Below are 21,151 nucleotides of genomic sequence, written 5' to 3'. Positions count from 1 at the left end.
AAGGTTAACGACGGTTGATTCACCTCTTACACAGCACCTTGTATAACGAAAGAAATAATTCTAATAAAAACTTATCGGCTAGAATGATTATTCAATCATTCGATCCTGACGAAGATATAACCCCTGAACAAGCTCATCAATATGGTGCTGAATATGCAAAAAACTATCTTGGTAATGCACATCAGTATATGGTTGTTACGCATATTGAAACTGATAATCTTCATAATCACATTGTTTTTAACAATGTTAACTATAGAGAATTAAATATGTTTAATAGTAAGCGATCTAATTCTTTATATAGATTAAGGAGAGAAAATGATAAAATATCAGAAAAATATGGGTTGAATATAATTGAAAAAACAAAAGAGAAGTCAAAATATTTATCGTTTAACGAATATGTTGTTCGTTCTAAAGGTATTTCTTTTAAAGAAAGGTTAGAAAAAGATTTAGATTATTGTATATCTCAATCGAGTTCTTATAATATTTTTTTAAATTTGATGGAAGATAAAGGGTATAAGTATAAAGAGGGAAAATATCTATCATTTAAACATCCAAAAGCGAGAAAAATATATGCGAACTAAAGTTTTAGGAATGAATTATTTAAAAAGCTCCATTAAATATAGAATTGAGCATAAAGATTATATACCTTTTAAAACAAAAGTTATTAATCGAGAGTGGATAGATAAAACACAAGATAAGTTTAAAAACAATAAAGGTCTAAAAAGGTGGGCAACTATACAAAATATAAATTATTTAAATGATATTTATAACACTATTCATAAAGAGGGAATATCGCTAGAGCAGTTTCAAGAAATGGAAATGAAACAAAAAAAGATTGTTGATAGTTTTGAGAAATCTTTAAATAAAATTGATGATGAAATATTTAAACTAGAAAAGATGGCTAACGCTTTTCAGATTTATCGTGATAGTTATTCAATGATGATTCAGTATAAGAAATTAAAAACAATTGAAGAAAAAACTTCATTTAAAAAAGAACATTATGCTGATTTTAAAAGTTATGACCAAGCAAAAAAGAATTTAAATGTGTTAAAAAAAGTTTACAACATTAATAATGAAGATGATTTTCAAAATAAAACATCTGACTTGAAAAAAGAAAGAGATATATTATATTCAAGCTTGAATATGAATAAAGAGGATTTGAATATAAGCAAAGAACAAGAAATCAATATTAATGAAAAAACGAAAGAAAAGAACAAAAATAGAGGTTTGGAAAGGTTTTAGAAGTAAAACTAAAAAATACGCTGAAAGGATTGAATAAGAATACATGTATAAAGAAACAGTTATCTTAGCAGAAAAACCAAGTCAAGCTAAAGCATATGCTGAAGCATATCAGATTAGTAATAAAACAAAACATTATATCGAAATCCAGCCAAATAACACCTTTTCGAATGGCGCAATTATTACTTGGGCGATTGGGCATTTAGTAGAATTATGCCCACCAGAGTTCTATAGTGAAAAGTATAAAAAATGGAATTTGAATAATCTTCCAATAATCCCTGACAAATTTAATTATTTCGTTTCAAAAGATAAAATAACACACTTTAAAGAAGTGAAAAAAATACTTCAAAACTGCGAAACAATCATCATTTCAACAGATATAGACAGAGAAGGAGAAGCTATCGCTCGTCTTTTAATAGAGCAAGCTGGTGCTACGAATAAAAACATAAAACGATTATGGATTAATTCTTTAGAAAAAGATGAAGTACGAAAAGGTATGGATGAATTGCGTGATGGACGTGAAACATATAATTTATTTATTGAAGCACAAGCTAGACAAATAAGCGACTGGCTTGTAGGAATGAATCTTTCGCCGTTATATAGCTTAACGCTGCAAAAAAAAGGTTTTGTAGGAAGTTTAGGCATTGGTCGAGTGCAAAGTCCTACTGTATATATGATTTATCAAAGGCAAAAAGAGATAGACGAATTTATTTCAAAACCTTTTTATCGGATTAGAAGGAATGTTTGAAGGTGGAAAACGGTAAATACAAAGGGATTACAAATATTAAAGAAGAATCCAAAGAAATAGTACAAAGCTTGCTTCAAGAAAAAAATATAAATATTAGTGATAAGGAAGAAGGGAATATTTCATCTATTGATAAGAAAGAAAAGAAAAACAAATCACCAAAACTTCATTCTTTATCAACACTTCAAGGAACTGCAAATAAAAAATGGAAATACAGCCCTTCTAACGTTTTAAAGATTGTTCAAAATTTATATGAGAAAAGATTAGTTACTTATCCACGAACAGATTGTAATTTTATTACTGATAACGAATTCAATTATATTCAATCCAATATTAATTCATATAAAGAAATTATATCAGTTTCATTTTCTCCAAAAACACTAGAACCACAAAAGCGTTTTGTCGATAATTCAAAGGTAGAAGAACATTATGCAATTGTTCCAACTAAAATGATTCCTTCCAAAAGCATTTTAGAAGGGCTAACAGTTGATGAAAAAAATGTATATTATGAAATCATTCGTACTGCATTAGGGATGTTTCACGAAGATTATATATACGAAGAAACAAACATCATTACAAATGTTAAAGGATTAGAATTTAAAACAACTGGAAAGGTCGAAAAAGTGAGGGGGTGGAAAGATTTATCCCAGAGATTGATGAAAAGAAAAAAGAACAAACATCATTGCCGAGGGTTAAAGAAAAGGAATTAGTTACAGGGGAAATAAGTATTTAAAGAAGGTTTTACTAAACCACCAAAACTGTATACAGAAGGTCAGCTAATTAACATGATGAAAACTTGCGGTAAATACATCGATGATGAAGAAGATGTAGAAATTTTGAAGGAAGTAGAAGGGTTAGGAACAGAAGCCACAAGAAGTGGGATAATCGAGAAAATAAAAAAGCAAAAATATATTGAAGTAAAAAAGAATATAGTATACGTTAGTGGAAAAAGGTAAAATTCTTTGTCAAGCAATTGAAGGTTGCCATTGCTTGCAAGTCCATCTATGACAGCAAAATGGGAATCATTTCTACAGAAAATAGGGAAAGGTAATGCTTCTCAAAAAACATTTATAGAAAAAACAACAGCGTTTATTAACAAACAAATAAAAGAAGTTCCTGAAAAACTCAATTCATCTAATCTAGCAAAATCAATAGAGCAAGAAAAAGAAAAAGATTATATTGTACTGTGTCCAAAATGTAAAAAAGGACATTTAGAAGAAAAAAAGTCTAGTAATAAAAAACTTTTTTATGGTTGCAATGAATACAAAAATGGCTGCAATATGATTTTACCTAAAAATTTCGCGAGCAAAACTTTATCTAAAACAACCATAAAAACATTATGCGAAAAAAGAGAAACAAACAAGCTAAAAGGATTTAAAAATAAAAAAGGTAATAGTTTTGAAGCAAAATTATCTCTTGATGAAGAATGTAAGTTAAAGTTCAAATTCGATTAAATTAACAATACACATATGCGATTGTGTTTTCGGTATCGAACCTCAACAGATCGGCTGTTACCACTCATAAATGAGTAGCAACAGCACGCAAAAATATCAAGGTAGTGGCCAACATTCGTTGGCAGCTACCTTTTATTTTTGCTTTTCCTTACTTATCCAATGGCTGTAGCATTGGATAAGCATTTGTGCTAGGGGTTTCCTTCTTTTTGTCTCCTGATTGTAATGATTGGCTCATAATTCGGTCAAGGGCGGGCGAAGGGCAAAGGAAATACGGAGAAACCAAGTAGGCTAAGTGGCATTAACAAAGCAAAGAACGCTTTGAAAATGCCACTAAGTCATTGGGTTTCCCTCGATTTCCTACGGACACGCTGTATAAGGGGAAATACGTTAACAAGTGCAAATGTGTCCTATGCTTTTCTTGCAAGTCGGCTTCTGACGTAAGCCGACCCTTGACACTCATTTTCGCCAACATTGGTGGGGTAGACATAAAAAAGGAAAGGAGGGAAGCTATATGAAACTAGCAAAAGTAAGAGTAGATGAATTGCTAGAAATTTTGAGGTGGTCAGTCCAGCCTGATGATATTTCCGAATGCGAGCTAACATTTAGACTGTATTATCAGGCTTTAGCGGAGAAATTGAAACAAGAAGGAACTGACCACATGTTTGTAATCGAGGACTATTTCCTCAATTGCTTACAAGAATATCATCAAACTGTAAAAAAAGCAAAACGAGCAAACAATCCCAATATCGTTCACTTACACAAATAAGAGTAAAGGGAAGGCGTAAAGCCTTCTCTTTTTCTTGAAGAAAAAAGCAACTAAGGAGAGGAAGTCATGGAGTCAATTTTAGAGGTTGTAAAAATTAAGCAAGTAGTACAGAATGTTGATGTATCAAAAGCGGTAATAAAATCCCCTGGAGATGGTACGGATTTAGCGTATTCTTTTATTGGTGATGATGACAGAGAAATATTCCTTGTCATATGCCTTGATACAAAAAATGGTGTAAGCGCTATTCATAGAGCGCATATTGGAACAGTTGACGCTACTCTTGTGATGCCTAGAGAGGTGTTTAAGGTTGCTATATTAAACAATGCTACTTCTATAATTGTGGCGCATAACCATCCAGCAGGTAGCATACAACCAAGCGAAAATGACATTATGGTTACCAAGCGCCTTTTGAAAGCCGGTGAAATTCTTGGTATTCCTGTTGTAGACCATTTGATTGTATGCTATAAGCCAAAAATGTATTTTAGCTTTAAAGAAAGAGGGTATATCTAGTAGCAAGAAAGGGGGTTAATCCCTCTTTCTTCTTTTTTGCAAGTGCTATATGCGATCTGTTTTCGGTATCGAACCTCAACAGATCGGCTGTTACCACTCATAAATGAGTAGCAACAGCACGCAAAAATATCAAGGCTGCAGCCAACGTTTCCGTTAGCAGCAACCTTTCATTTTCGCTTATCCTTGCTTATCCAATGGCTGTAGCATTGGATAAGCATTTTGCGCTAGGGGTTTCCTTCTTTTTGTCTCCTGATTGTAATGATTGGCTCATAATTCGGTCAAGGGCGGGCGAAAAGGGCAAAGGAAATACGGAGAAACCAAGTAGGCTAAGTGGCATTAACAAAGCAAAGAACGCTTTGAAAATGCCACTAAGTCATTGGGTTTCCCACAATTTCCTACGGACACGCTGTATAAGGGGAAATACGTTAACAAGTGCAAATGTGTCCTATGCTTTTCTTGCAAGTCGGCTTCTGACGTAAGCCGACCCTTGACACTCATTTTCGCCAACATTGGTGGGTAGACAACAAAAAGAAAGGAATGATGAAAAGATGACTGTATTAATATCTTCTGTTTTCGCTGTTGCGCTTATCATGCTGGCTGGTTGTGTTGCATTATTTGTTAGCCTGCCATTGATTAAATCTGAAACAACAAAATCAATCATGGTAGTAGGGTATTTACTTATTTCATTAGGAATTGTGATTGTTATATTGCTAGAAACAATCATATAAAGAGAAAACGAGGAAAGCTTATGCTTTCCTCTCTATATAATACAATTTAAATATTAATTCTAGTTTAATTTTTAGCTTGTTAAGTTACTTAACAATATGATATGATTTTGTTAAGTAACTTAACAGGAGGTTTTGAAATGAAAAACGCAACAAAAAAGATCATGGAAGTTTTTCCGTTTTCGGAAAAACAATTGGTTTCCAATGAGAATACTCTTTTAAGTGATGAAGCTTTGTCTAATTTAACAGATACAGAGCAAGTATTTTTGAGGTTGGCGTGGTTTTTTGAAAACCCTGATAAGGAAAATTTTAATTTAGAGAGTATCTACAAACATTTAGATAATGAATGGTTAGAGCTTGCTCTTGAATGTATTTATTTTTTCTTTCGCAAAGATACATTCCTTATTAACAATCCTAAGCATTCCGTTATTTTTGATGGAGCAGGATATTTAAATCAGAGAGAATTTGTAGATTTTTTAAATGCTAATGGATTGAATTTTAATGAAGCTAAGCTAAGCACTTATATCAAAAGAGGTAATATTCCTAAAGCTGATGTGGTTCTAAGTGGGAAACGTTTTTGGGAGAAATCCACTTGTGAGAAATTTATGGAAAAAGAGAAGTGTAATAATAACAACGCCCAAGTTTCGGATTTAACTGGTAACTAGCTGTTGGCCATGAATTTATTGTTTGGATTTCATGGTCAAAAATAAGATCCCTGGAGCTGGTTTCGTTCGGGTTCCCCGTCCTTGATGATTAAAACAAGCTTTAAGCTTGCTATTTGCTTCAAGCAAAATAGCACTAAGTATTGAAGGGCTTCCCCTGATATTGCGGAGAGCCTTTTATTTTTTTTCGTAATATAACTTTGCTCCATTATCGAAAGCGAGTAAAAAACAACCCTCGGCTATTTTTTTTAATTCTTCTATGTGTGTTTCTGCATATATATGCCTTTTGGATTCTCTTAGGTTTTTAATATGCTTTTTGTGTAATTGAATAAATAGGTCTTTTTCTTCTTCTTTTAGTTGTTGAAACCCTTCTATATGCATGAAACTTAAATGTTTTAATGTATTCATAGTTATTTCACCTTTTTTATTTCATTTCCCATATCTCGTATTTACAGAGTAATTTAAAACAGTTCAAAGATCAAAAAATTAAATTAAGACATTCAAAACTCTATTTGGGGTTGCCCAAAGGGTCTACTCACAGGATATAAGGCAGCAAAGAACGCAGCCTAACATCCTGTGGTATCTCGCTGTCCTCTAAAACACTCGATAACAACAAACTGTTTGATGGATGGCCAACTACGAAAAAGCGTGTAGTTAGCCATCAATCAACATTTTGTAAGTTCCTGATTGTTTCTTAACGAGTACACGACAACGAAAGATCAAAAGAAAAAAAGACAAAAAGGAAAGCAGGCTCTCGCCTGCTTTTTATTATAGTTATTTTTCCGTTTGCAATCCGAAGAGTAAAGCCTTGCCACTCTAAGTCACCAGCAGGCAGGACACCCGAACCTTTCCTGCTGTTGACTAAGAGTGGCGCAAAAAAATGTCAATAAACTTTCGTCGCTTCGCTCGGCATAGCCTCACTGTCGTTCGGTATTCCACGTTTTATTGACATTTTTTTGCAAGGCTTTTTCTTCTACTTAGTCAAACGGGAAAAATAATCCCCTTTGGGAAATTTACTTCTCGGCTTGCAAACTACAAAATAACAAAACATTTAAAGGCTTAAAACCTTTAAGTGCAAAGGAGAAATGAAAAAATGATAAATACAAACAACTTCAAAGAAGCGAAAAACATGCTTCTAGGAATTTACGACTTAGCGGTCTATAACAAAAATCAAGAAAACATTGCAAAAGTAAAATATTATGCAAGGTTATTAGAAAGCCTTATAGAACAGGCGAAAGGGAATGTTATTCCTGATAAAAAGACTATTTTAGAAGCTGAAAAATGGCTAGAAATGGTTAGGGGGATAGTTTCTAAAAAACAGAAAAAAGAGGATGTGGAATATTTTACGAAACGTACTAACCTACTACGATGGTTAATCCATTTAGCCAAGAAAGGAGTTGTTTCAAATGAAACATGCTAAGTTACTTCAACAAATAGAAGAAAAACGAAAAGAGCTTGAAATGGTTGCAGATCGGGAAGGTTTAGCTTCCCCTTCTGTTTATCAAGGTGTCGCAAGAATTAGACGTTCTTGTTTACAACTGCCAAGAGTTGGGCAGTTGGGAGAGGATTCGAGAATTTGGGAGTGTTTTCTATCATCATAAAATGTCAAATGGCGATTCCGTTATTTATGATGTAAAAAGCAATATCCATCTTTATGGTCATTGCTATGGTGAGGACGTAATCAGCGAGGAAACAGCGCTTTTTCTGATTTATGGGGAAGGGAAGGAAATGCAATGAATGAAATCATTACAAAAGTAGATATTCAAGTCAAATACCCACAAGGATGGAAAACGGTTTGTACAGTTGATTCCTTGCAAGAACATATTTTTATAGAGTTTGTAAATTACCAATGGAGCCACTTAGACCGTAGAGTTACGACTGCTGGAAATCCAAATGCAGTATGGCAAATATTTAAAGGAGGTTATTATCATGAAAGATCAAGCAATTATTAAAATCGAGTACGACAAGGAACATCTTAAAAAAATGGGGTTTTATTTAGGTGGTGAAGCACGATGGCTTGAAAGTGAAGAATTGAGAATAAGCGTTGTGTCTGTAGAAGAAATATAAGGGGTAGGTGTTAATTGTGGAAAAAATCCGTATGGATATTTTACGTATCTCAATTAGATTTAGAAACGCAACAAAAAATATTAGACGTAGTTTCCCTTCATTTGCACCAAAGTGAGGGGATGACTGCGGAAATGCAAAAAGAGCCTTTAGAAATGGCTTTAAGTAGTCGCTTGTGCGACTTAACGGAAATAGTAGATTATGAAGAAATATTATAATAAAGGAGCTTGTGATTTATGACTCCATTAACGGAAAAACAAAAGAAAGATTTTCAAGAAAGTTATCTTATTAACGAAATGGACGTTGTTTTAAACTGTATGGATGACCAACAAAGATTGGAGTTATTTCAAACTTCTTGTGCTGATAAGATTCGTAAGAAGTTAATTGAAAGCATTAAAGACATTGAAACGGTAGAATGTATTCGTAACGGTTTTAATGACGTTTACGACCATATTTTTGAAGGTGTAGAAAATGATACAGTTGCTTTATGTGGCTACACTAAACTTTATGTATTTGACCGCATAAAGTTAGAAGGTTTTATTCGTTATCATTACAGCATGATGATAGATCAATTCTTGTGTACATACACCTATGATGATGCAGAAGAATTGGCTTCTAAGTCGGAATTATTGAAGAAAAAGTATTGAAAAATCATATAGTTTACTGGTAAACCAGTAAACTATATGATATAATATAAGTAACAACAAAAGAGGTCGCACAAAAAATTAGGAGGAATTACAATGGAAAAAACTTATAATGTTTGGGAAGAAAAGAAATACTCAATTTATGAAATCGATCACGATGCAGATTTACATGCTTTCGAAATTGTTTTTGATTTTAAAAATAGAAATGGGGAAATATCTCAAACTATTTATCCTCAAACTATTGAGGATATGAAAGAATTGATTAAAGATTTTAATAAAGGTGTATCTGTAGATGGTATGGAAGATGGTTTAGGAAATATTATAACTATTGACTAGGATTTGCAGTTATTAATTAAATACAGGCAGTGTTCACTCACTGCCTTAAAAATAAATTAAAAAAAGGGGAAATTAAAATGAATGAATTTGGAAATTTTGAGTTGAATGAATTAATAGAAGATATAAAGTCTGAATGCTTTAGTTGGATCTCTTTGCCGATAGTCCTGCATGAACGAATAGAATCTTATTTGATAAAAAAATATCGCACAGACATAAATTTAGTTCATAGCCCGAAAGAAATAGATGATACATTTCGTTCCAGTCTTTTTGATAAAACTAACCTACAACAATATTATGTAATCGCTGTGTATTTCCGGACCTTCACACAAACAGAAGGATGAGATAGAATTGAAAGAAAAAATTCGTAAAATTGAATTTTTATTTGGAGGCTCTCCTTTACGAATTATTTCAGCAACTGACGTCTATGACAGAAAGGAGAAGAAAAAGAATATACTATAGATAATGATTTAAATTTAAAATCTTCATTCGTGAAAAATCTGAAAGACGCTTCACTGTACGAAATTGAGGAAGCGATGAAGAAACTACAAAGAGCCTATGAATACAGGCTTAATATAAATAAATTAGAGTATAAAATTGATGATTACAAGCACAAGCTTAATAACACATTTAAATAAAAACAATTAACCCAACTAAGTCAAGCTAAAAGTATGGTGGACAATGCCATCAGTTATTCACTGCCTTAAAAATAAATTTTTAAAAAGGGGAAATTAAAATGAAAATGATTGAAGAAGTAAAAACAAGCATGTTCGAAAACATAAAAAAGGAGATGATTGGCTATGAATTTATGGATATAAACAATATAATCCATTTATTTGAAAATTTTATCGATACAAAAAAAGTATCGATAAAAAAAGTTTATGATTTTGAGATAAGATACCTGCCAGAGGGACATTTGGAATTTTTAGAAATGTCTTGACTTAGAGTTTGAAGGCGAAGGATATCATACACAATTGATTATTGAGGAAGATGAATTATATATAGACGGTGATACATTTAACGGTTTTGTTATAGTTGATGTTAATAACTTTAAATACTCCTAATTTAAGTTGTAGTTATCGATGTACAGTATTAATTGAGGTTGTTGATAAATTAAATACAGGCAGTTTATTCGCTGCCTTAAAAATAAACTTTAAAGGGGAAATTAAAATGAAACAACTAAAAAAGTTAAAAGACTTAGAGAAAGAAATATTGAAGGAAAAATCCTACAAAAAATTAGTTAGTCTAAACAACGAATATCTAAAAATAGATGATTCCATAGACTTTGAAAGTCTATCTGAAGAGGAAAAAGAAGAACATAGATATATTTCGAAATTACTGATGAACATTTAACCAATATACAAGAGGATTATTGTTTGAGTTGGGAGTTAGATAAGCTCCTAGACGATAAAAAATTAAAAAAACTTTATAACCAAAATTGGGAGGTGAACACAGGAGTTTGTTTATATGAAGAAAAACCTAATAAGGTTTTAGAATGTTTACTAGGCATAATAGAAGATAATGATCTAGAAAAAGAAAAAGGGTCTGTATTAAAAGAGTTTAATCGTATTATGCAAAACGTGTATACTGATTTACCTTCCTTAACTCACAGTAATTGCACCCTATATGATTGGGTGCTTAGAGAAAACATGTACGGATATTTCTTTACAACTGGTAAGCCCGCTATGTCTAATAATTACAGTTTCTTCAAGGGTGCAACTAGTAAAATTATTACCTTATACTAAGCAAAAGGCACTTAGTATTTATTGAATATCATTTTATGTAAAAGAAAATTCAGATGATTTTTGGTTTTAAAAAGAGACACTTATATAAGTGTCTCCCTTCAAAAAATAAATTTGTTTCAATCCTAGACGCCCTTAAAGGCGACTACAACTAAATAATACTATAATATATGTATAAAATCAATAAAAATCAGGAGCGTTGTTATGATGGTTAAAAAGTATGTGCAGCAACCGACTGTAATAATTCATTAAACAGTAACCTACCGCACGCAAAATACTGCTCGGACGCATGTAGATCACGCATGCATAAGCGTAAAGTTTATGCAGAGCGAAAAGAACATAATCTATGTCCGCAATGTGGTAAGCCAATGGATAATAAAGAAACAAAAATGAACAATGCAAACAGATGCATATTGTGACGATTGCAAAAAATACTTTAAAGATCATTATTATAAAAATCAGGAGTGATAAAATGAAAGAATTAATAGAAGAACACTTGCATGTAATGAAGTTAGCTGATGGAGGTTGTACCGTATTTGGGTATATGGAAGCTTATTTATTACGTGAAGTCAGCAATTTAATGAGGAATTCATTAAAATAGTAGATATAGACAAATTGGAAGAAATAACAGGAGAAAAATATGACCCTAAAGGACAACTTCCTTATTTTGGTGCTGTTTTAACTAAAAAAGGGAAGGAATATTTGCATGTAGTAACAGAAATTAAAAAAAACCTACATGCCATGAAAATTAGAATCTAAGCAATGAAAGATTTGCAAAGATTTCTGAAGAAAATATGGTTTTGTTCGGCAGGCGTGATGAATTAGAGCATTCTCAAGCTTAAAGCTTGGGGATTGCTTTAAGCAATCAGGAAGGTGATTATATGATTCATGATTTGAAAATATATACATCCTATTTTCAGGATGTGCAGGATAGAAAAAAGAACTTTGAAATAAGGTTCAATGATCGTAATTTTAAAGTTGGAGATATTTTGCTTTTGCGTGAATACTTGCCTGATGAAGGCAAATTCACAGGAAAAAGTGTGGAAAGGGAAGTGGTATATATAACTGATTATGCACAGCGTGATGGTTTTGTTGTTATGGGTATTACATAAAATTTTATAATAGGGGGAATGGAAAAATGAAAAAATTTATTCAATTCATACAAAATTACTTCGTTAAATTGTCATTGTCTTGGTATTTGCTAGGAATTGTAATGGCTGCTGTTGCAATTTCAATAAACCGAACTGATGATTTAATAATCAATATCATACTACTTTCTGCTATTGGTTTTCCGATAGTTACAGCGGTGTTTCTATTAGTTTGGGGGATTATTAGATTTATCAGGAACGTAACAAAATATATCCATAAAAATGGATATGACAATCATGTCAGAACTCAAATAGGATTTGTAATAAACATTGTATTATTTATATTAATGGTTTCACTTGTTAGCTATCTTCAAGATTTGTCTGTTTTAGGTGTTATGTCGTTATTTATATCATTGTTAGCTCTTGTTTTTGGTATACTTAACACAATTAATTATATACGTATATATGGTTACCATAGATTTACGTATAACGTAAAAGAGTTTCATTCATAAGGAAAGGCTTTGCCATCCTTTATTTTCCCTAACATGTTCAATCTGAGTATACTCAAATTGAACATATAGGGGTGTAGGTGAAATCAAGGTTATTTGTGTTCAATCTATGTTCAATCTGATAAAATGGTTATAAAGCAAGCTTTAATTAAAAATAGGTTCGTTTAGAAATGAGGGATAACTTGAAGGGATATTCAGAGAGAAACGAAAAGGCAATTAAAAGAGTACAGGGATTATTAGCTCTTTCTGAAAATAATCCGAATGAAGAAGCAAGCTCAATCAGCATTCCTTATGGCTCAAAAATTAATGCTGAAACATGATATTGCTATGAGTGATATTTGTTTAGAAGAAAATGTACGAAATATTGATGAAGGTCAAGTTACGGTTTTTAAAAAGTTATACTGGTGGGAAAGAGAACTAGCTACTATTATTTCTAAAAACTTTCGTGTTCGGTGGTTTATAAGGAATAAACTTCTAAATGGAGAACGTAAAGTGAAAAGATCAATTATCTTCTTTGGCTATGACACAGATGTAGCTTTAGGGAAGAAAATGTATTCCTTAGCGTATGAAATCATTGTATTTTACACAAAACAGTATGTTGAAATTTATTACAGCAGCAACAATATATTCAGGTCTAAACAAGTGACTTCCGATATTAAAAATTCATACATGAAAGGTTTTTTAAATGGATTGCAAAAAAAATTTGTAGAACAAGTTAACGAAATGAAAAAAGAAAACGCTCTGATGGTTCTTGTTCCTGAGGAAATACAAAGAAAATACAATGAAATGTTTGAGGGAACAAAACCATTAATTCATTGTATTCCAACTGCAAAGGAAAGTATCGCCTACAAACAAGGTTATGAAGATGGGAAGAAGGTTGATTATACAAAATCGACAATTGACGAACAAGTCTAATAGGGGGATTAAAGTGAATTATGAAGTTACTGAAGAAAAAGTATTGCGAATAGCGAAAAGATATGGATTAAAGGCTAAGAAAAGTGATTCTCCAGGATTTTTTATTAACGGAAAGAAAATAAGTATAGATGAACTCTATGCTGATTTGTTTGGAAATCAAGGTGAAGGTGAGTGTGTTATGGATGGTGTTAAATTGAAGGAAGAACTTCGAAATTTTTTTAACAGCAAAACAAGAGAAGAAATAAAAGATTTTTTCGCTGAATTAGGATTCAAAGTAGAAGATGGAGAAGGTGAAATTATATATACAGACACCAAAGAATCTTTTGAAAAAGAAGCTCATGACTTTTTTAACAAAATGAATGATGACGAATTTACAGATTACTTAAAGAGTTTTGATGTAGAAGTAGAGGAAAAATAAAAAGAGAGGGGTGAGGCAAGTGAAACTATTATCAGTATATAAGACAACTGAACGAATCACAGTAGACATTAGAGATGAATCTGGTAAATCAAAGGCAGTTTTTAATACAAAAGGAGATATGCTAGATCACTTGGACAGTTTAAAGAAAAAGGCGAAATTTAGATGAATATGAATTAAATGTTGCTAACGAATTTTGGCCAGCGGTGATTAATCACCTTAGTTATTAGTACAAAAATTAAACGACTTTATTGTGACCAAAGTGTAGATATTGAATACAGCAGTAAATTAAATATACATTTTATATGTCAAAATCTCAATATGGATTTTTCTTATCAGCCTAAATCGGCTGTAGGGGAAAATCTAGTTGAGTTTGAACAAAGGATAAAAACAGGGAAAGAACATATTTTAGACAAGATTAAGTTAGGGAAATTAATTGTAGATAAAAACGGATATTCTTATCAAACTGTAGAATTTACAGATGTAACGATAGATTACACCGATGTTGTAGTTTCTTTTCTTGCTAGACCTATTCGACCAGTAGGAAGAAAGGAAGCGAAAGCTAAGCTTGTAAATGAAAGGATACGAAAATTAAACCTTTCCTTGATTTGATTAGAATACAGAAGGGAAATTAAACATGGATTTTATAAAACAACGTATTCCTGATGATAGTAAACGAAAAAAGTTTCATGTTACCAGTTTGGTTAGTGTCTTAATTATGGCATTAATGTTGATATTTGATACAAACATTAAACAATTCATTAACTCAAATATTTTACCAGAGTGGGTGCTTGTTTTTATGTATTTTTATATAAAAACAGTAATGATAGGGTTATCGGTTATTTACTTCTATGTAATAATAATTCATCCAATAATAAATGAAATAAGGAGGTAATAATATTCTATCTTCATTTAAAAAAATTCATATTGATAACATTGAGGAATTAAACGGACTATCCAATCGTGATCGTAAAATAATAAATAAGAGGATTGAAAAATTATCAATCTTGCTAAAAAATGGGCAGATTATATTTACTGATGAACACTACTGGGCGTTTATGGACTTAAAAAAAAGATTCCATCAAGATAATTTGAGTAACCAAGAATTAGAAGCTTTAAACGGAGTAATAGATTTTATGAGGATAAAACGGACTACAAAATTCCGATTTTTTGTTTTACCTCCCATAAGCCCTATTGAAATACTTGTTATCTTGTTTGTTTTTGCTTTTATTTTATATATCTTATAAAAAAGAAAGAGTGAATTAAATATAGGTGCTGTAGCGATTCCGTTTGTAGTAGTCTGTTTTAACCTTAGCAATACATTTATTACTCCTTCGTTCAGTTCATCTGTAAGGTTAATGAAACCTAAGAAGGCACGTATCCAGCACCTCAAAGAATCCACCCGCTTGTTTCAGTGGATGAAAAGATCAGGCTTTACGGATTATGATACCTTCATAAAGTCACAACAGACCGGGTGGAATGGATGTCGGAGGAGGCCTGCCGGGAACGTCGGCATCGAATGGTCTGTTCCCTTCAAAAAGACGCTTGATTTTGTCCCGGGGCCTCCCGTATCCCCAATGGTTTGTCGGAGGTGAAATCAACGCGGCTCATAATGCCCTCGACAAATGGGCGGAAGACCTACGGAGCATAGAAATAGAACGGCCTTGTTCTGGGAAGGAGATCGTGGCGATTCATCCTCCTATTCTTTTATAGAACTTCAGGAAGCTGTCGATCCAGACTCCACACGGATTCCAGCGCTATGGTATAGCGGAAGGGGATATTGTGACGATTTCTGTGTGCCGATGATTCCGGAAACCCTGATCAGTATGCTTGCCCTTTTCTCAAGAGTCGGTGCTGTCTTTTTCCCCTGCGTTACTCTCCGGATATAAAGACGAGATGCCGTCGCTGCAAGAATCCCAGGCTTCAAGAGCAAAAGCCCTGATAACGGTCGATGGCTTCTACCGGCGCGGGAAAACCATTCAAATGAAAGATCCAGGGCGGATGCAGCAGACAGAGCAGTGTCCCTCTCTGGAGCATGTCTTTGTCGTTGAGCGAACCAGGTACCGATATCCAGTGGCATGAGCCGCGGGACGTTGCCTGGTCTTCACTGCAGAAAAAAAAGGGTCCTTTTCCAGTCGCACGCTACAAAAGCCAGGGGACCCCTTCATGTTGATTTACACATCCAGGTACGACAGGTAAACCGAAAGGTGCGGTTCATACACATGCGGGTTTTCCGATAAAAGCCGCTTTTGATGCGGGAATCTGTTATGAACGTTACTGCGGAGAATAGTGTTGTTCTGGTACACCGATATGGGATGGATGATGGGGCCTTTCCTCGTTTACGGAGGTCTTATTAGCACGGCGCTCTACAGCGTCAGTGTTTGAAGGCACACCAGGATTATCCCAGACCTGACCGCTTATGGGAGATTGTCGACACGTATAACGTGACACATCTCGGTCTTTCTCCAACGCTGGTACGCACATCGATGAAGTACGGGCCTGAATGGCTGCGTCGCCATTCTCTTACCTCCTTGAAACTGGTTTTGCATCCACAGGAGAGCCTTGGAATGAGAGAACCATGGAACTGGCTGTTTGAACATGCAGGTCATAAACAGGTACCGATCTTTAATTATTCAGGAGGGACAGAAATATCCGGAGGCATTCTTGGAAATATCCTGATCAAGCCGATTACCAGCCGCGTCACTATCAATGCCTGCCCTGCCTGGCATGGATGCTGTCGTATTGAATAATCAAGGAGAACGTGTGATTAATGAAGTGGGTGAATTGGCGATTCGTAAGCCATGGGCAGGCATGACCAACAGTTTTTTTGAAGATGACGAGCGGTACGAAGAAGCATACTGGAGCCGCTTTACGGATACATGGGTGCACGGAGACTGGGTGGTAGAAAATGATAAAGGCTATTTTACAATTACCGGTCGGTCTGATGACGTATTGAATGTAGCAGGTAAACGGCTGGGTACCCTCGGAAGTGGAAACGGTACTCGTGGACCACCCTCTTGTGTTGGAAGCCAGGCGTCATCGGTCTCCCTCATGAAACCAAAGGGGAAGAACCGGTCGCTTTTGTAGTGGTTAACGATGAACCGGTGGAGCAAGCGTCTTTGATTGAAGAATTGAAAAAGCATCTGCATCGGAAGCTCCGGAAAAGCTTTGTCACCGGACATCATCCACCTGGTATCAGACCTTCCTAAAACGAGAAATGCCAAAGTGATGCGCCGTGCGGTTAAATCTGCTTATTTAAACCAGTCCACAGGAGATTACGTCAGCGCCCTTTGAAAACCCTGAAAGTGTACAGGAAATCTCTGAGTCTTGGTAGAAAAAGCCGGCACAGAATCATGACAAACGCCTGGATCTCAAAAAAGATCCCCAGGCGTTTGTTTTTTTAAACCGGGTAGACCCCGTGCTTTCGATTTGTAAATTGGACATCTTTACGTGTATAGGCTTCATAGCGTGTACTCAATTCGTGACGGAGGAGCGGCCGGGTTTCACGACATCATCGACGACCATTTCTGAAGCCAGCCGGTAAATATCGATGTTTTCCTTATATTCCTCCTGCTTATCTTTAATGAAGGCAGGACGGTCTTACTTCCGGAAGGGCAGCAATCTTGTTGGCGTAGACAGCATTCACAGCCGCTTCCAGTCCCATCACACAGCGATTTGAGCTGTAGGCAGGGCGAGGCAAGCGTCCGGTTCAGAAAAGCGGGGCCTGCCATGGCCTACAGCCCTGCGCCATACGCCTTCCTGACAATGACGGAGATTTTCGGAACCGTCGCTTCACTCATAGCCGCCAGCATTTTTGCCCCGTGACGGATAATTCCCGCCTGTTCCACTTTCGTTCCAATCATGAAGCCCGGGATATCCGCGAGGAACAACAAAGGGATATTAAAGGCATCACACAATTGAATGAACTTGGCGGCTTTATCCGCTGAATCCGGAAATAACACGCCTCCTTTGGCCCTTGGCTGATTAGCGATGATGCCGACAGATTTTCCGTTGATCCTGGAGAGTCCTGTAATCAATTCCGGAGCAAACTTCTTCTTAATTTCACAAAAGGAGTCCTCATCAATAATCCGGTCGATGAACTGATACATATCAAAAGGAGCATTCTGGTTTTCAGGTATCAACTCTTCAATCGTTTTTTCAAACGCCTGCGGTTCTCTTGCTTCCCTTGTTTTCGGACGCTCCTGATAGGGATTGGAAAGTAGCTCAAATAGGTCCTGGCATACCCTATGGCTTCCTTCTCATCTGATGCCAGCACATCTCCGCATCCTGATACAGAGCAGTGCATGGACGCACCACCCATCTCCTCAAGGGATACCTTCTCCCCGATTACCTTCTCTGCCATTCTTGGAGAACCAAGATACATGGAGGCATTGCCATCAACCATAACGACAATGTCACAAAAGGCTGGAATATAAGCCCCTCCTGCAGCAGATGGTCCGAATAACAGACAAACCTGGGGAACTCGTCCGGATAATTTGATTTGGTTATGGAAAATACGTCCCGCTCCGCGCCGGTTTGGGAACATATCGACTTGATCGGTGATCCTTGCCCCCGCTGAATCGACCAGATAAAGCATTGGAGCATTGATTTTCAGAGCGGTTTCCTGAATACGTATAATTTTTTCCACTGTTCTAGCGCCCCAGGAACCTGCTTTTACTGTAGAGTCATTGGCCATCACACACACGGTTTCGCCGTTCATCCCTGCCGATTCCTGTAACGACCCCGTCTGCTGGAAGTCCTTCTGATTGACAGTTGGCAAAAAAAGCATCTTCGATATCAATATCCTCATCAAACAACAACTGGAGGCGGTCGCGAACAAACATTTTACCTTTTTCTGCGTTCTTTTCATGATATTTTTCTGCGCCGCCCAGGGCGATTTTTTTCACCCGTTCTTCAAACGACTGCTGATCCGACATCGTGGTTTCCACGTGCTCACTCTCCTTTGTATTCCGGTCTGCGTTTTTCCTTAAAAGCGTTCAGACCCTCGACCCGGTCTGTCGTCGGGATGGTCGACTTGTATGCGTCGTGCTCAATTTCAAGGCTTTCGCTCCAGCGGCATGTCAAACCCGGTATCCATTCGTTTGTTGGCGCCTTCACAGCTAAAGGGCCGTTTCTTGCTATACAGGTCAGCCAAATCCTGTGCTTCTTCCATAAGCATCTGCGGTTCATACATATATTCAACGAGCCCCATCTGGAATGCTCGGCTGCTTCCACAGGTTTCGCTGTATAAATCATCGACTTTGCCCGCCCCAGACCGATCAATCTGAAAGTCTCTGGGTACCGCCTGCCCCGGGGATGATCGCGAGGGATGTTTCCGTGAGCCCCACTTTCGCTGAAGAACTCATCATACGTAAATCACAGGCCAGAGCAAGCTCAAGTCCGCCTCCGAAAGCCGCTCCATTGATCAGAGCAATCGTCGGAACAGTGACTTTTTCCCATCTACGAAGAGTATCCCCGATTTTCCGCACGGTTTTGACGACTTCCTCGTCCGACATTCCGGACCTTTCCTTTCAGATCCGCTCCCGCACAAAACGCTTTGCTTCCCTCTCCTGTTAGTAAGACGACCCGGATATCGGAGCGGGACTGTGATATGGTCGACTTTTTCAGACAGCTCATCTAAAAGCGCATGAGAAAGAGCATTGGCCGCGTCCGGTCGATTTAATGTGAGCTGACATAGACGTGGGCCGCCGGCTCTTCCATACGGATGAGTTCATGTCATCGACTTACACCCTTTCCTTATTCAGGATCTGCATGCCGTGACTGGGAAGCGGTTTTCCAAGGCACGCTGCATGTAATCCATGCTCTTGGAGAGCGGATTCATCTATTCCTGTGTGTAACCCCCATCTGGTGGAGCATATGAACAAGATCATCTGTTGCAAGGTTTCCGGAGGCTCCGTCCGCATAAGGGCAGCCGCCAAGACCGCCGAGAGACGCATCGAAGGTGGTGATTCCATGCTGCATGGATACCACGATGTTCGCCAGCGCCATTCCTCTCGTGTTATGAAAGTGCATCGCCATGTTTTCTAATGGAAGGTGCTGCTTCCAATAGTCAAGCGCTTCGTCCACCTGCTTTGGATTCGCTGTCCCGAGAGTGTCTCCCATGGATAACTCATCAATGCCCATGCGCAACAATCGGTCACTTACCCGGAGGACCTGGTCCTGTGAGGTTTTCCCGTCATAAGGACACTCGAAGACTGTGAGACACATATCCCCGCACCTGTTTCCCTTCGCGTTTGGCTGTCTCGTACAACGTTTTCCAGCACAGGGAACGTTTCATCAATCGTTTTATTAATGTTCTTTAGATTGTGGGTTTCGCTGGCGGACATAAAGACGGCGACTTCATCGACATCAGCCGTTTAAGAGCTGCCCTCCAGACCTTTTTGATTCGGAACGAGAGCGGCATACGTAACACCAGGTTTCCGTTCTGATGGATGCGGCGACCTTTGCAGCATCCTTCAATTGCGGGATCCACTTCGGATGTACGAACGAACTGATTTCTATCGAAGACAATCCCGTTGCGGATAACAGATTGATCCAAGTGACTTTGTTTGCGGTTGGGATTTCCTCTGCTTCGTTTTGAAGACCATCTCTGGTGCCGACTTCCTTTATCGTTACATGATCAGGCAGGTCTGCATACCATCCGCTCCTATGATTCAATAATCGCAATAACGTCGCCTTCGTTGACAAAGTCCCCTTCGCTTACTTTCAGCTCTTTGATCGTACCAGACGTTTCTGCGGAGATGGGGATCTCCATTTTCATCGATCTCTAGGATAACGACATCCTCCCCGTCATTGATCTCAGCCCCTTCTTCTGCTGTGATTTTCCATACACTTCCTGCCATCGATGCTTTTACTTCAAACATTTGTAGTCCTCCTTTTAGTGGTTCGTTAAAGTCGGTAGATAATAGTTTTGAATGAAGCTTGTTGTTGTATCTCCTTCACGGAACCTATCATGGGTGATGATGCGTTTTAACATTGTCAGGTTGCGTTTGACTCCCTCAATTTCATAGGCATGGAGTGCTTTGGCAAGACGTTCAGCCGCTTCAGGTTACGATCACTGCCATGAACGACCAATTTAGCAATCATCGGATCATAAAAGGGCGTGACCTCTGATCCACTTTCCACGGCCAGTTCGTGCCTGATTCCAGGCCCTTCCGGAAGCACCAGGTTCGAAAGCGTCCCCGGTGATGGATAGAACGTATTCGGATCCTCAGCATATATGCGTAAGGTGCTGGATACGGTGCCTTCTCCAGTTTCATTAACCTTCAATCGTTTAAAAATTTTTCATATTTACTGGCTCAGTTTTAAGCCCCAGTTTT

General features: G+C 36.7%; 35 protein-coding genes and 3 pseudogenes. 29 read left to right on the top strand and 9 right to left on the bottom strand.

Annotation, left to right across the window (positions count from 1 at the left end; translation table 11 throughout):
- The first annotated feature begins 14 nt into the window (after positions 1–14).
- From ACXAC4_RS27125 to ACXAC4_RS27085, 9 genes and pseudogenes are all read left to right on the top strand, one after another.
- Positions 15–581 carry a relaxase/mobilization nuclease domain-containing protein gene (locus tag ACXAC4_RS27125; protein WP_475168214.1) on the top strand — a complete coding sequence of 189 codons (567 nt, stop codon included), beginning with the start codon at positions 15–17 and terminating at the stop codon, positions 579–581.
- Complete coding sequence (locus ACXAC4_RS27120) at positions 571–1,242, top strand: hypothetical protein (protein WP_475168212.1); 672 nt, start codon at positions 571–573, stop codon at positions 1,240–1,242. Before ACXAC4_RS27125 ends, ACXAC4_RS27120 begins: the two co-directional genes overlap by 11 nt.
- Positions 1,243–1,285: 43 nt before the next feature.
- Complete coding sequence (locus ACXAC4_RS27115) at positions 1,286–1,987, top strand: DNA topoisomerase (protein WP_475168210.1); 702 nt, start codon at positions 1,286–1,288, stop codon at positions 1,985–1,987.
- 2 nt (positions 1,988–1,989) lie between these two features.
- Positions 1,990–2,940, top strand: a pseudogene (locus ACXAC4_RS27110) (DNA topoisomerase).
- Between the two features lie 30 nt (positions 2,941–2,970).
- On the top strand, positions 2,971–3,438 hold the full coding sequence (locus ACXAC4_RS27105; protein WP_475168209.1) for a topoisomerase C-terminal repeat-containing protein: 468 nt from the start codon (positions 2,971–2,973) through the stop codon (positions 3,436–3,438).
- 511 nt (positions 3,439–3,949) lie between these two features.
- Positions 3,950–4,204, top strand: a complete 255-nt coding sequence (locus ACXAC4_RS27100; protein WP_475168207.1) for a hypothetical protein — start codon at positions 3,950–3,952, stop codon at positions 4,202–4,204.
- A 66-nt stretch (positions 4,205–4,270) separates the two neighbouring features.
- Positions 4,271–4,714 carry a JAB domain-containing protein gene (locus tag ACXAC4_RS27095; protein WP_475168206.1) on the top strand — a complete coding sequence of 148 codons (444 nt, stop codon included), beginning with the start codon at positions 4,271–4,273 and terminating at the stop codon, positions 4,712–4,714.
- Between the two features lie 548 nt (positions 4,715–5,262).
- Positions 5,263–5,442 carry a hypothetical protein gene (locus ACXAC4_RS27090; RefSeq protein WP_475168205.1) on the top strand — a complete coding sequence of 60 codons (180 nt, stop codon included), beginning with the start codon at positions 5,263–5,265 and terminating at the stop codon, positions 5,440–5,442.
- Positions 5,443–5,579: 137 nt separating this feature from the next.
- On the top strand, positions 5,580–6,104 hold the full coding sequence (locus ACXAC4_RS27085; RefSeq protein ID WP_475168204.1) for a hypothetical protein: 525 nt from the start codon (positions 5,580–5,582) through the stop codon (positions 6,102–6,104).
- 174 nt (positions 6,105–6,278) lie between these two features.
- Here ACXAC4_RS27085 and ACXAC4_RS27080 read toward each other — a convergent pair whose 3' ends face one another.
- Entirely contained in the window at positions 6,279–6,509 is a 231-nt protein-coding gene (locus tag ACXAC4_RS27080; RefSeq protein ID WP_475168202.1) for a hypothetical protein, read from the bottom strand.
- 685 nt (positions 6,510–7,194) lie between these two features.
- Here ACXAC4_RS27080 and ACXAC4_RS27075 point away from each other — a divergent pair.
- From ACXAC4_RS27075 to ACXAC4_RS26980, 20 genes are all read left to right on the top strand, one after another.
- The gene (locus tag ACXAC4_RS27075) at positions 7,195–7,521 is read left to right on the top strand and encodes a hypothetical protein (RefSeq protein WP_475168199.1); all 327 of its coding nucleotides are present in this window, start codon (positions 7,195–7,197) and stop codon (positions 7,519–7,521) included.
- The gene (locus ACXAC4_RS27070) at positions 7,508–7,702 is read left to right on the top strand and encodes a Spo0E family sporulation regulatory protein-aspartic acid phosphatase (protein WP_475168197.1); all 195 of its coding nucleotides are present in this window, start codon (positions 7,508–7,510) and stop codon (positions 7,700–7,702) included. The genes ACXAC4_RS27075 and ACXAC4_RS27070 overlap by 14 nt, the downstream gene beginning before the upstream one ends.
- Positions 7,703–7,834: 132 nt before the next feature.
- Positions 7,835–8,053, top strand: coding sequence for a hypothetical protein (locus tag ACXAC4_RS27065; protein ID WP_475168195.1), 219 nt, complete (start codon positions 7,835–7,837; stop codon positions 8,051–8,053).
- Positions 8,031–8,168 carry a hypothetical protein gene (locus ACXAC4_RS27060; RefSeq protein WP_475168194.1) on the top strand — a complete coding sequence of 46 codons (138 nt, stop codon included), beginning with the start codon at positions 8,031–8,033 and terminating at the stop codon, positions 8,166–8,168. Before ACXAC4_RS27065 ends, ACXAC4_RS27060 begins: the two co-directional genes overlap by 23 nt.
- Before the next feature lie 14 nt (positions 8,169–8,182).
- Positions 8,183–8,383, top strand: a complete 201-nt coding sequence (locus ACXAC4_RS27055) for a hypothetical protein (RefSeq protein ID WP_475168192.1) — start codon at positions 8,183–8,185, stop codon at positions 8,381–8,383.
- A gap of 18 nt (positions 8,384–8,401) precedes the next feature.
- Complete coding sequence (locus ACXAC4_RS27050; RefSeq protein WP_475168190.1) at positions 8,402–8,812, top strand: hypothetical protein; 411 nt, start codon at positions 8,402–8,404, stop codon at positions 8,810–8,812.
- Positions 8,813–8,905: 93 nt separating this feature from the next.
- Positions 8,906–9,145: a hypothetical protein gene (locus ACXAC4_RS27045; protein ID WP_475168187.1), complete on the top strand. Its 240-nt coding sequence runs from the start codon at positions 8,906–8,908 to the stop codon at positions 9,143–9,145.
- A 733-nt stretch (positions 9,146–9,878) separates the two neighbouring features.
- Positions 9,879–10,082: a hypothetical protein gene (locus ACXAC4_RS27040; protein WP_475168186.1), complete on the top strand. Its 204-nt coding sequence runs from the start codon at positions 9,879–9,881 to the stop codon at positions 10,080–10,082.
- 230 nt (positions 10,083–10,312) lie between these two features.
- Positions 10,313–10,495, top strand: coding sequence for a hypothetical protein (locus ACXAC4_RS27035; RefSeq protein WP_475168183.1), 183 nt, complete (start codon positions 10,313–10,315; stop codon positions 10,493–10,495).
- Between the two features lie 23 nt (positions 10,496–10,518).
- The gene (locus tag ACXAC4_RS27030; protein WP_475168181.1) at positions 10,519–10,887 is read left to right on the top strand and encodes a hypothetical protein; all 369 of its coding nucleotides are present in this window, start codon (positions 10,519–10,521) and stop codon (positions 10,885–10,887) included.
- Positions 10,888–11,356: 469 nt separating this feature from the next.
- Complete coding sequence (locus ACXAC4_RS27025) at positions 11,357–11,485, top strand: hypothetical protein (protein ID WP_475168177.1); 129 nt, start codon at positions 11,357–11,359, stop codon at positions 11,483–11,485.
- Positions 11,486–11,499: 14 nt separating this feature from the next.
- Complete coding sequence (locus ACXAC4_RS27020; RefSeq protein ID WP_475168172.1) at positions 11,500–11,643, top strand: hypothetical protein; 144 nt, start codon at positions 11,500–11,502, stop codon at positions 11,641–11,643.
- An 86-nt stretch (positions 11,644–11,729) separates the two neighbouring features.
- Positions 11,730–11,996 (top strand): DUF3850 domain-containing protein, encoded by a 267-nt coding sequence (locus tag ACXAC4_RS27015; protein ID WP_475168167.1) that lies wholly within the window; start codon positions 11,730–11,732, stop codon positions 11,994–11,996.
- A gap of 101 nt (positions 11,997–12,097) precedes the next feature.
- Entirely contained in the window at positions 12,098–12,484 is a 387-nt protein-coding gene (locus ACXAC4_RS27010; protein WP_475168164.1) for a hypothetical protein, read from the top strand.
- Between the two features lie 258 nt (positions 12,485–12,742).
- Positions 12,743–13,396, top strand: a complete 654-nt coding sequence (locus ACXAC4_RS27005) for a DUF7168 domain-containing protein (protein ID WP_475168162.1) — start codon at positions 12,743–12,745, stop codon at positions 13,394–13,396.
- Between the two features lie 13 nt (positions 13,397–13,409).
- Complete coding sequence (locus ACXAC4_RS27000; protein WP_475168161.1) at positions 13,410–13,814, top strand: hypothetical protein; 405 nt, start codon at positions 13,410–13,412, stop codon at positions 13,812–13,814.
- A gap of 318 nt (positions 13,815–14,132) precedes the next feature.
- Positions 14,133–14,423, top strand: coding sequence for a hypothetical protein (locus ACXAC4_RS26995; protein ID WP_475168159.1), 291 nt, complete (start codon positions 14,133–14,135; stop codon positions 14,421–14,423).
- A 1,874-nt stretch (positions 14,424–16,297) separates the two neighbouring features.
- Positions 16,298–16,561, top strand: coding sequence for a hypothetical protein (locus tag ACXAC4_RS26990; RefSeq protein WP_475168158.1), 264 nt, complete (start codon positions 16,298–16,300; stop codon positions 16,559–16,561).
- Positions 16,562–16,574: 13 nt separating this feature from the next.
- A complete protein-coding gene (locus tag ACXAC4_RS26985) occupies positions 16,575–16,898 on the top strand; it encodes a hypothetical protein (RefSeq protein WP_475168233.1) in 324 nt (107 codons plus the stop codon).
- On the top strand, positions 16,898–17,020 hold the full coding sequence (locus ACXAC4_RS26980) for a hypothetical protein (RefSeq protein WP_475168228.1): 123 nt from the start codon (positions 16,898–16,900) through the stop codon (positions 17,018–17,020). The genes ACXAC4_RS26985 and ACXAC4_RS26980 overlap by 1 nt, the downstream gene beginning before the upstream one ends.
- A 525-nt stretch (positions 17,021–17,545) precedes the next feature.
- Here the strand turns inward: ACXAC4_RS26980 and ACXAC4_RS26975 are convergent.
- The 8 genes and pseudogenes from ACXAC4_RS26975 to ACXAC4_RS26940 all read right to left on the bottom strand — a co-directional run bounded on the left by ACXAC4_RS26975 (position 17,546) and on the right by ACXAC4_RS26940 (position 21,101).
- A pseudogene (locus ACXAC4_RS26975) lies at positions 17,546–18,507 on the bottom strand (acyl-CoA carboxylase subunit beta).
- On the bottom strand, positions 18,497–18,760 hold the full coding sequence (locus ACXAC4_RS26970) for a carboxyl transferase domain-containing protein (RefSeq protein WP_475168156.1): 264 nt from the start codon (positions 18,758–18,760) through the stop codon (positions 18,497–18,499). The pseudogene ACXAC4_RS26975 and the gene ACXAC4_RS26970 overlap by 11 nt, the downstream one beginning before the upstream one ends.
- Before the next feature lie 4 nt (positions 18,761–18,764).
- Positions 18,765–19,067 (bottom strand): enoyl-CoA hydratase-related protein, encoded by a 303-nt coding sequence (locus ACXAC4_RS26965; protein WP_475168155.1) that lies wholly within the window; start codon positions 19,065–19,067, stop codon positions 18,765–18,767.
- A 23-nt stretch (positions 19,068–19,090) separates the two neighbouring features.
- A complete protein-coding gene (locus tag ACXAC4_RS26960; RefSeq protein WP_475168151.1) occupies positions 19,091–19,327 on the bottom strand; it encodes an enoyl-CoA hydratase-related protein in 237 nt (78 codons plus the stop codon).
- A gap of 322 nt (positions 19,328–19,649) precedes the next feature.
- Positions 19,650–20,039, bottom strand: a complete 390-nt coding sequence (locus ACXAC4_RS26955; RefSeq protein WP_475168149.1) for a beta/alpha barrel domain-containing protein — start codon at positions 20,037–20,039, stop codon at positions 19,650–19,652.
- 439 nt (positions 20,040–20,478) lie between these two features.
- Complete coding sequence (locus ACXAC4_RS26950; protein ID WP_475168226.1) at positions 20,479–20,586, bottom strand: biotin/lipoyl-containing protein; 108 nt, start codon at positions 20,584–20,586, stop codon at positions 20,479–20,481.
- A 123-nt stretch (positions 20,587–20,709) separates the two neighbouring features.
- Positions 20,710–20,865, bottom strand: a pseudogene (locus ACXAC4_RS26945) (hypothetical protein); the annotation flags it as partial.
- Positions 20,811–21,101, bottom strand: coding sequence for a hypothetical protein (locus tag ACXAC4_RS26940; RefSeq protein ID WP_475168147.1), 291 nt, complete (start codon positions 21,099–21,101; stop codon positions 20,811–20,813). The gene ACXAC4_RS26940 and the pseudogene ACXAC4_RS26945, both read right to left, overlap by 55 nt.
- Positions 21,102–21,151 lie beyond the last annotated feature (50 nt).

Source organism: Pseudoalteromonas sp. AWM4_233 (assembly GCF_056158285.1).
This window is presented reverse-complemented; position numbering and strand designations above follow the sequence as displayed.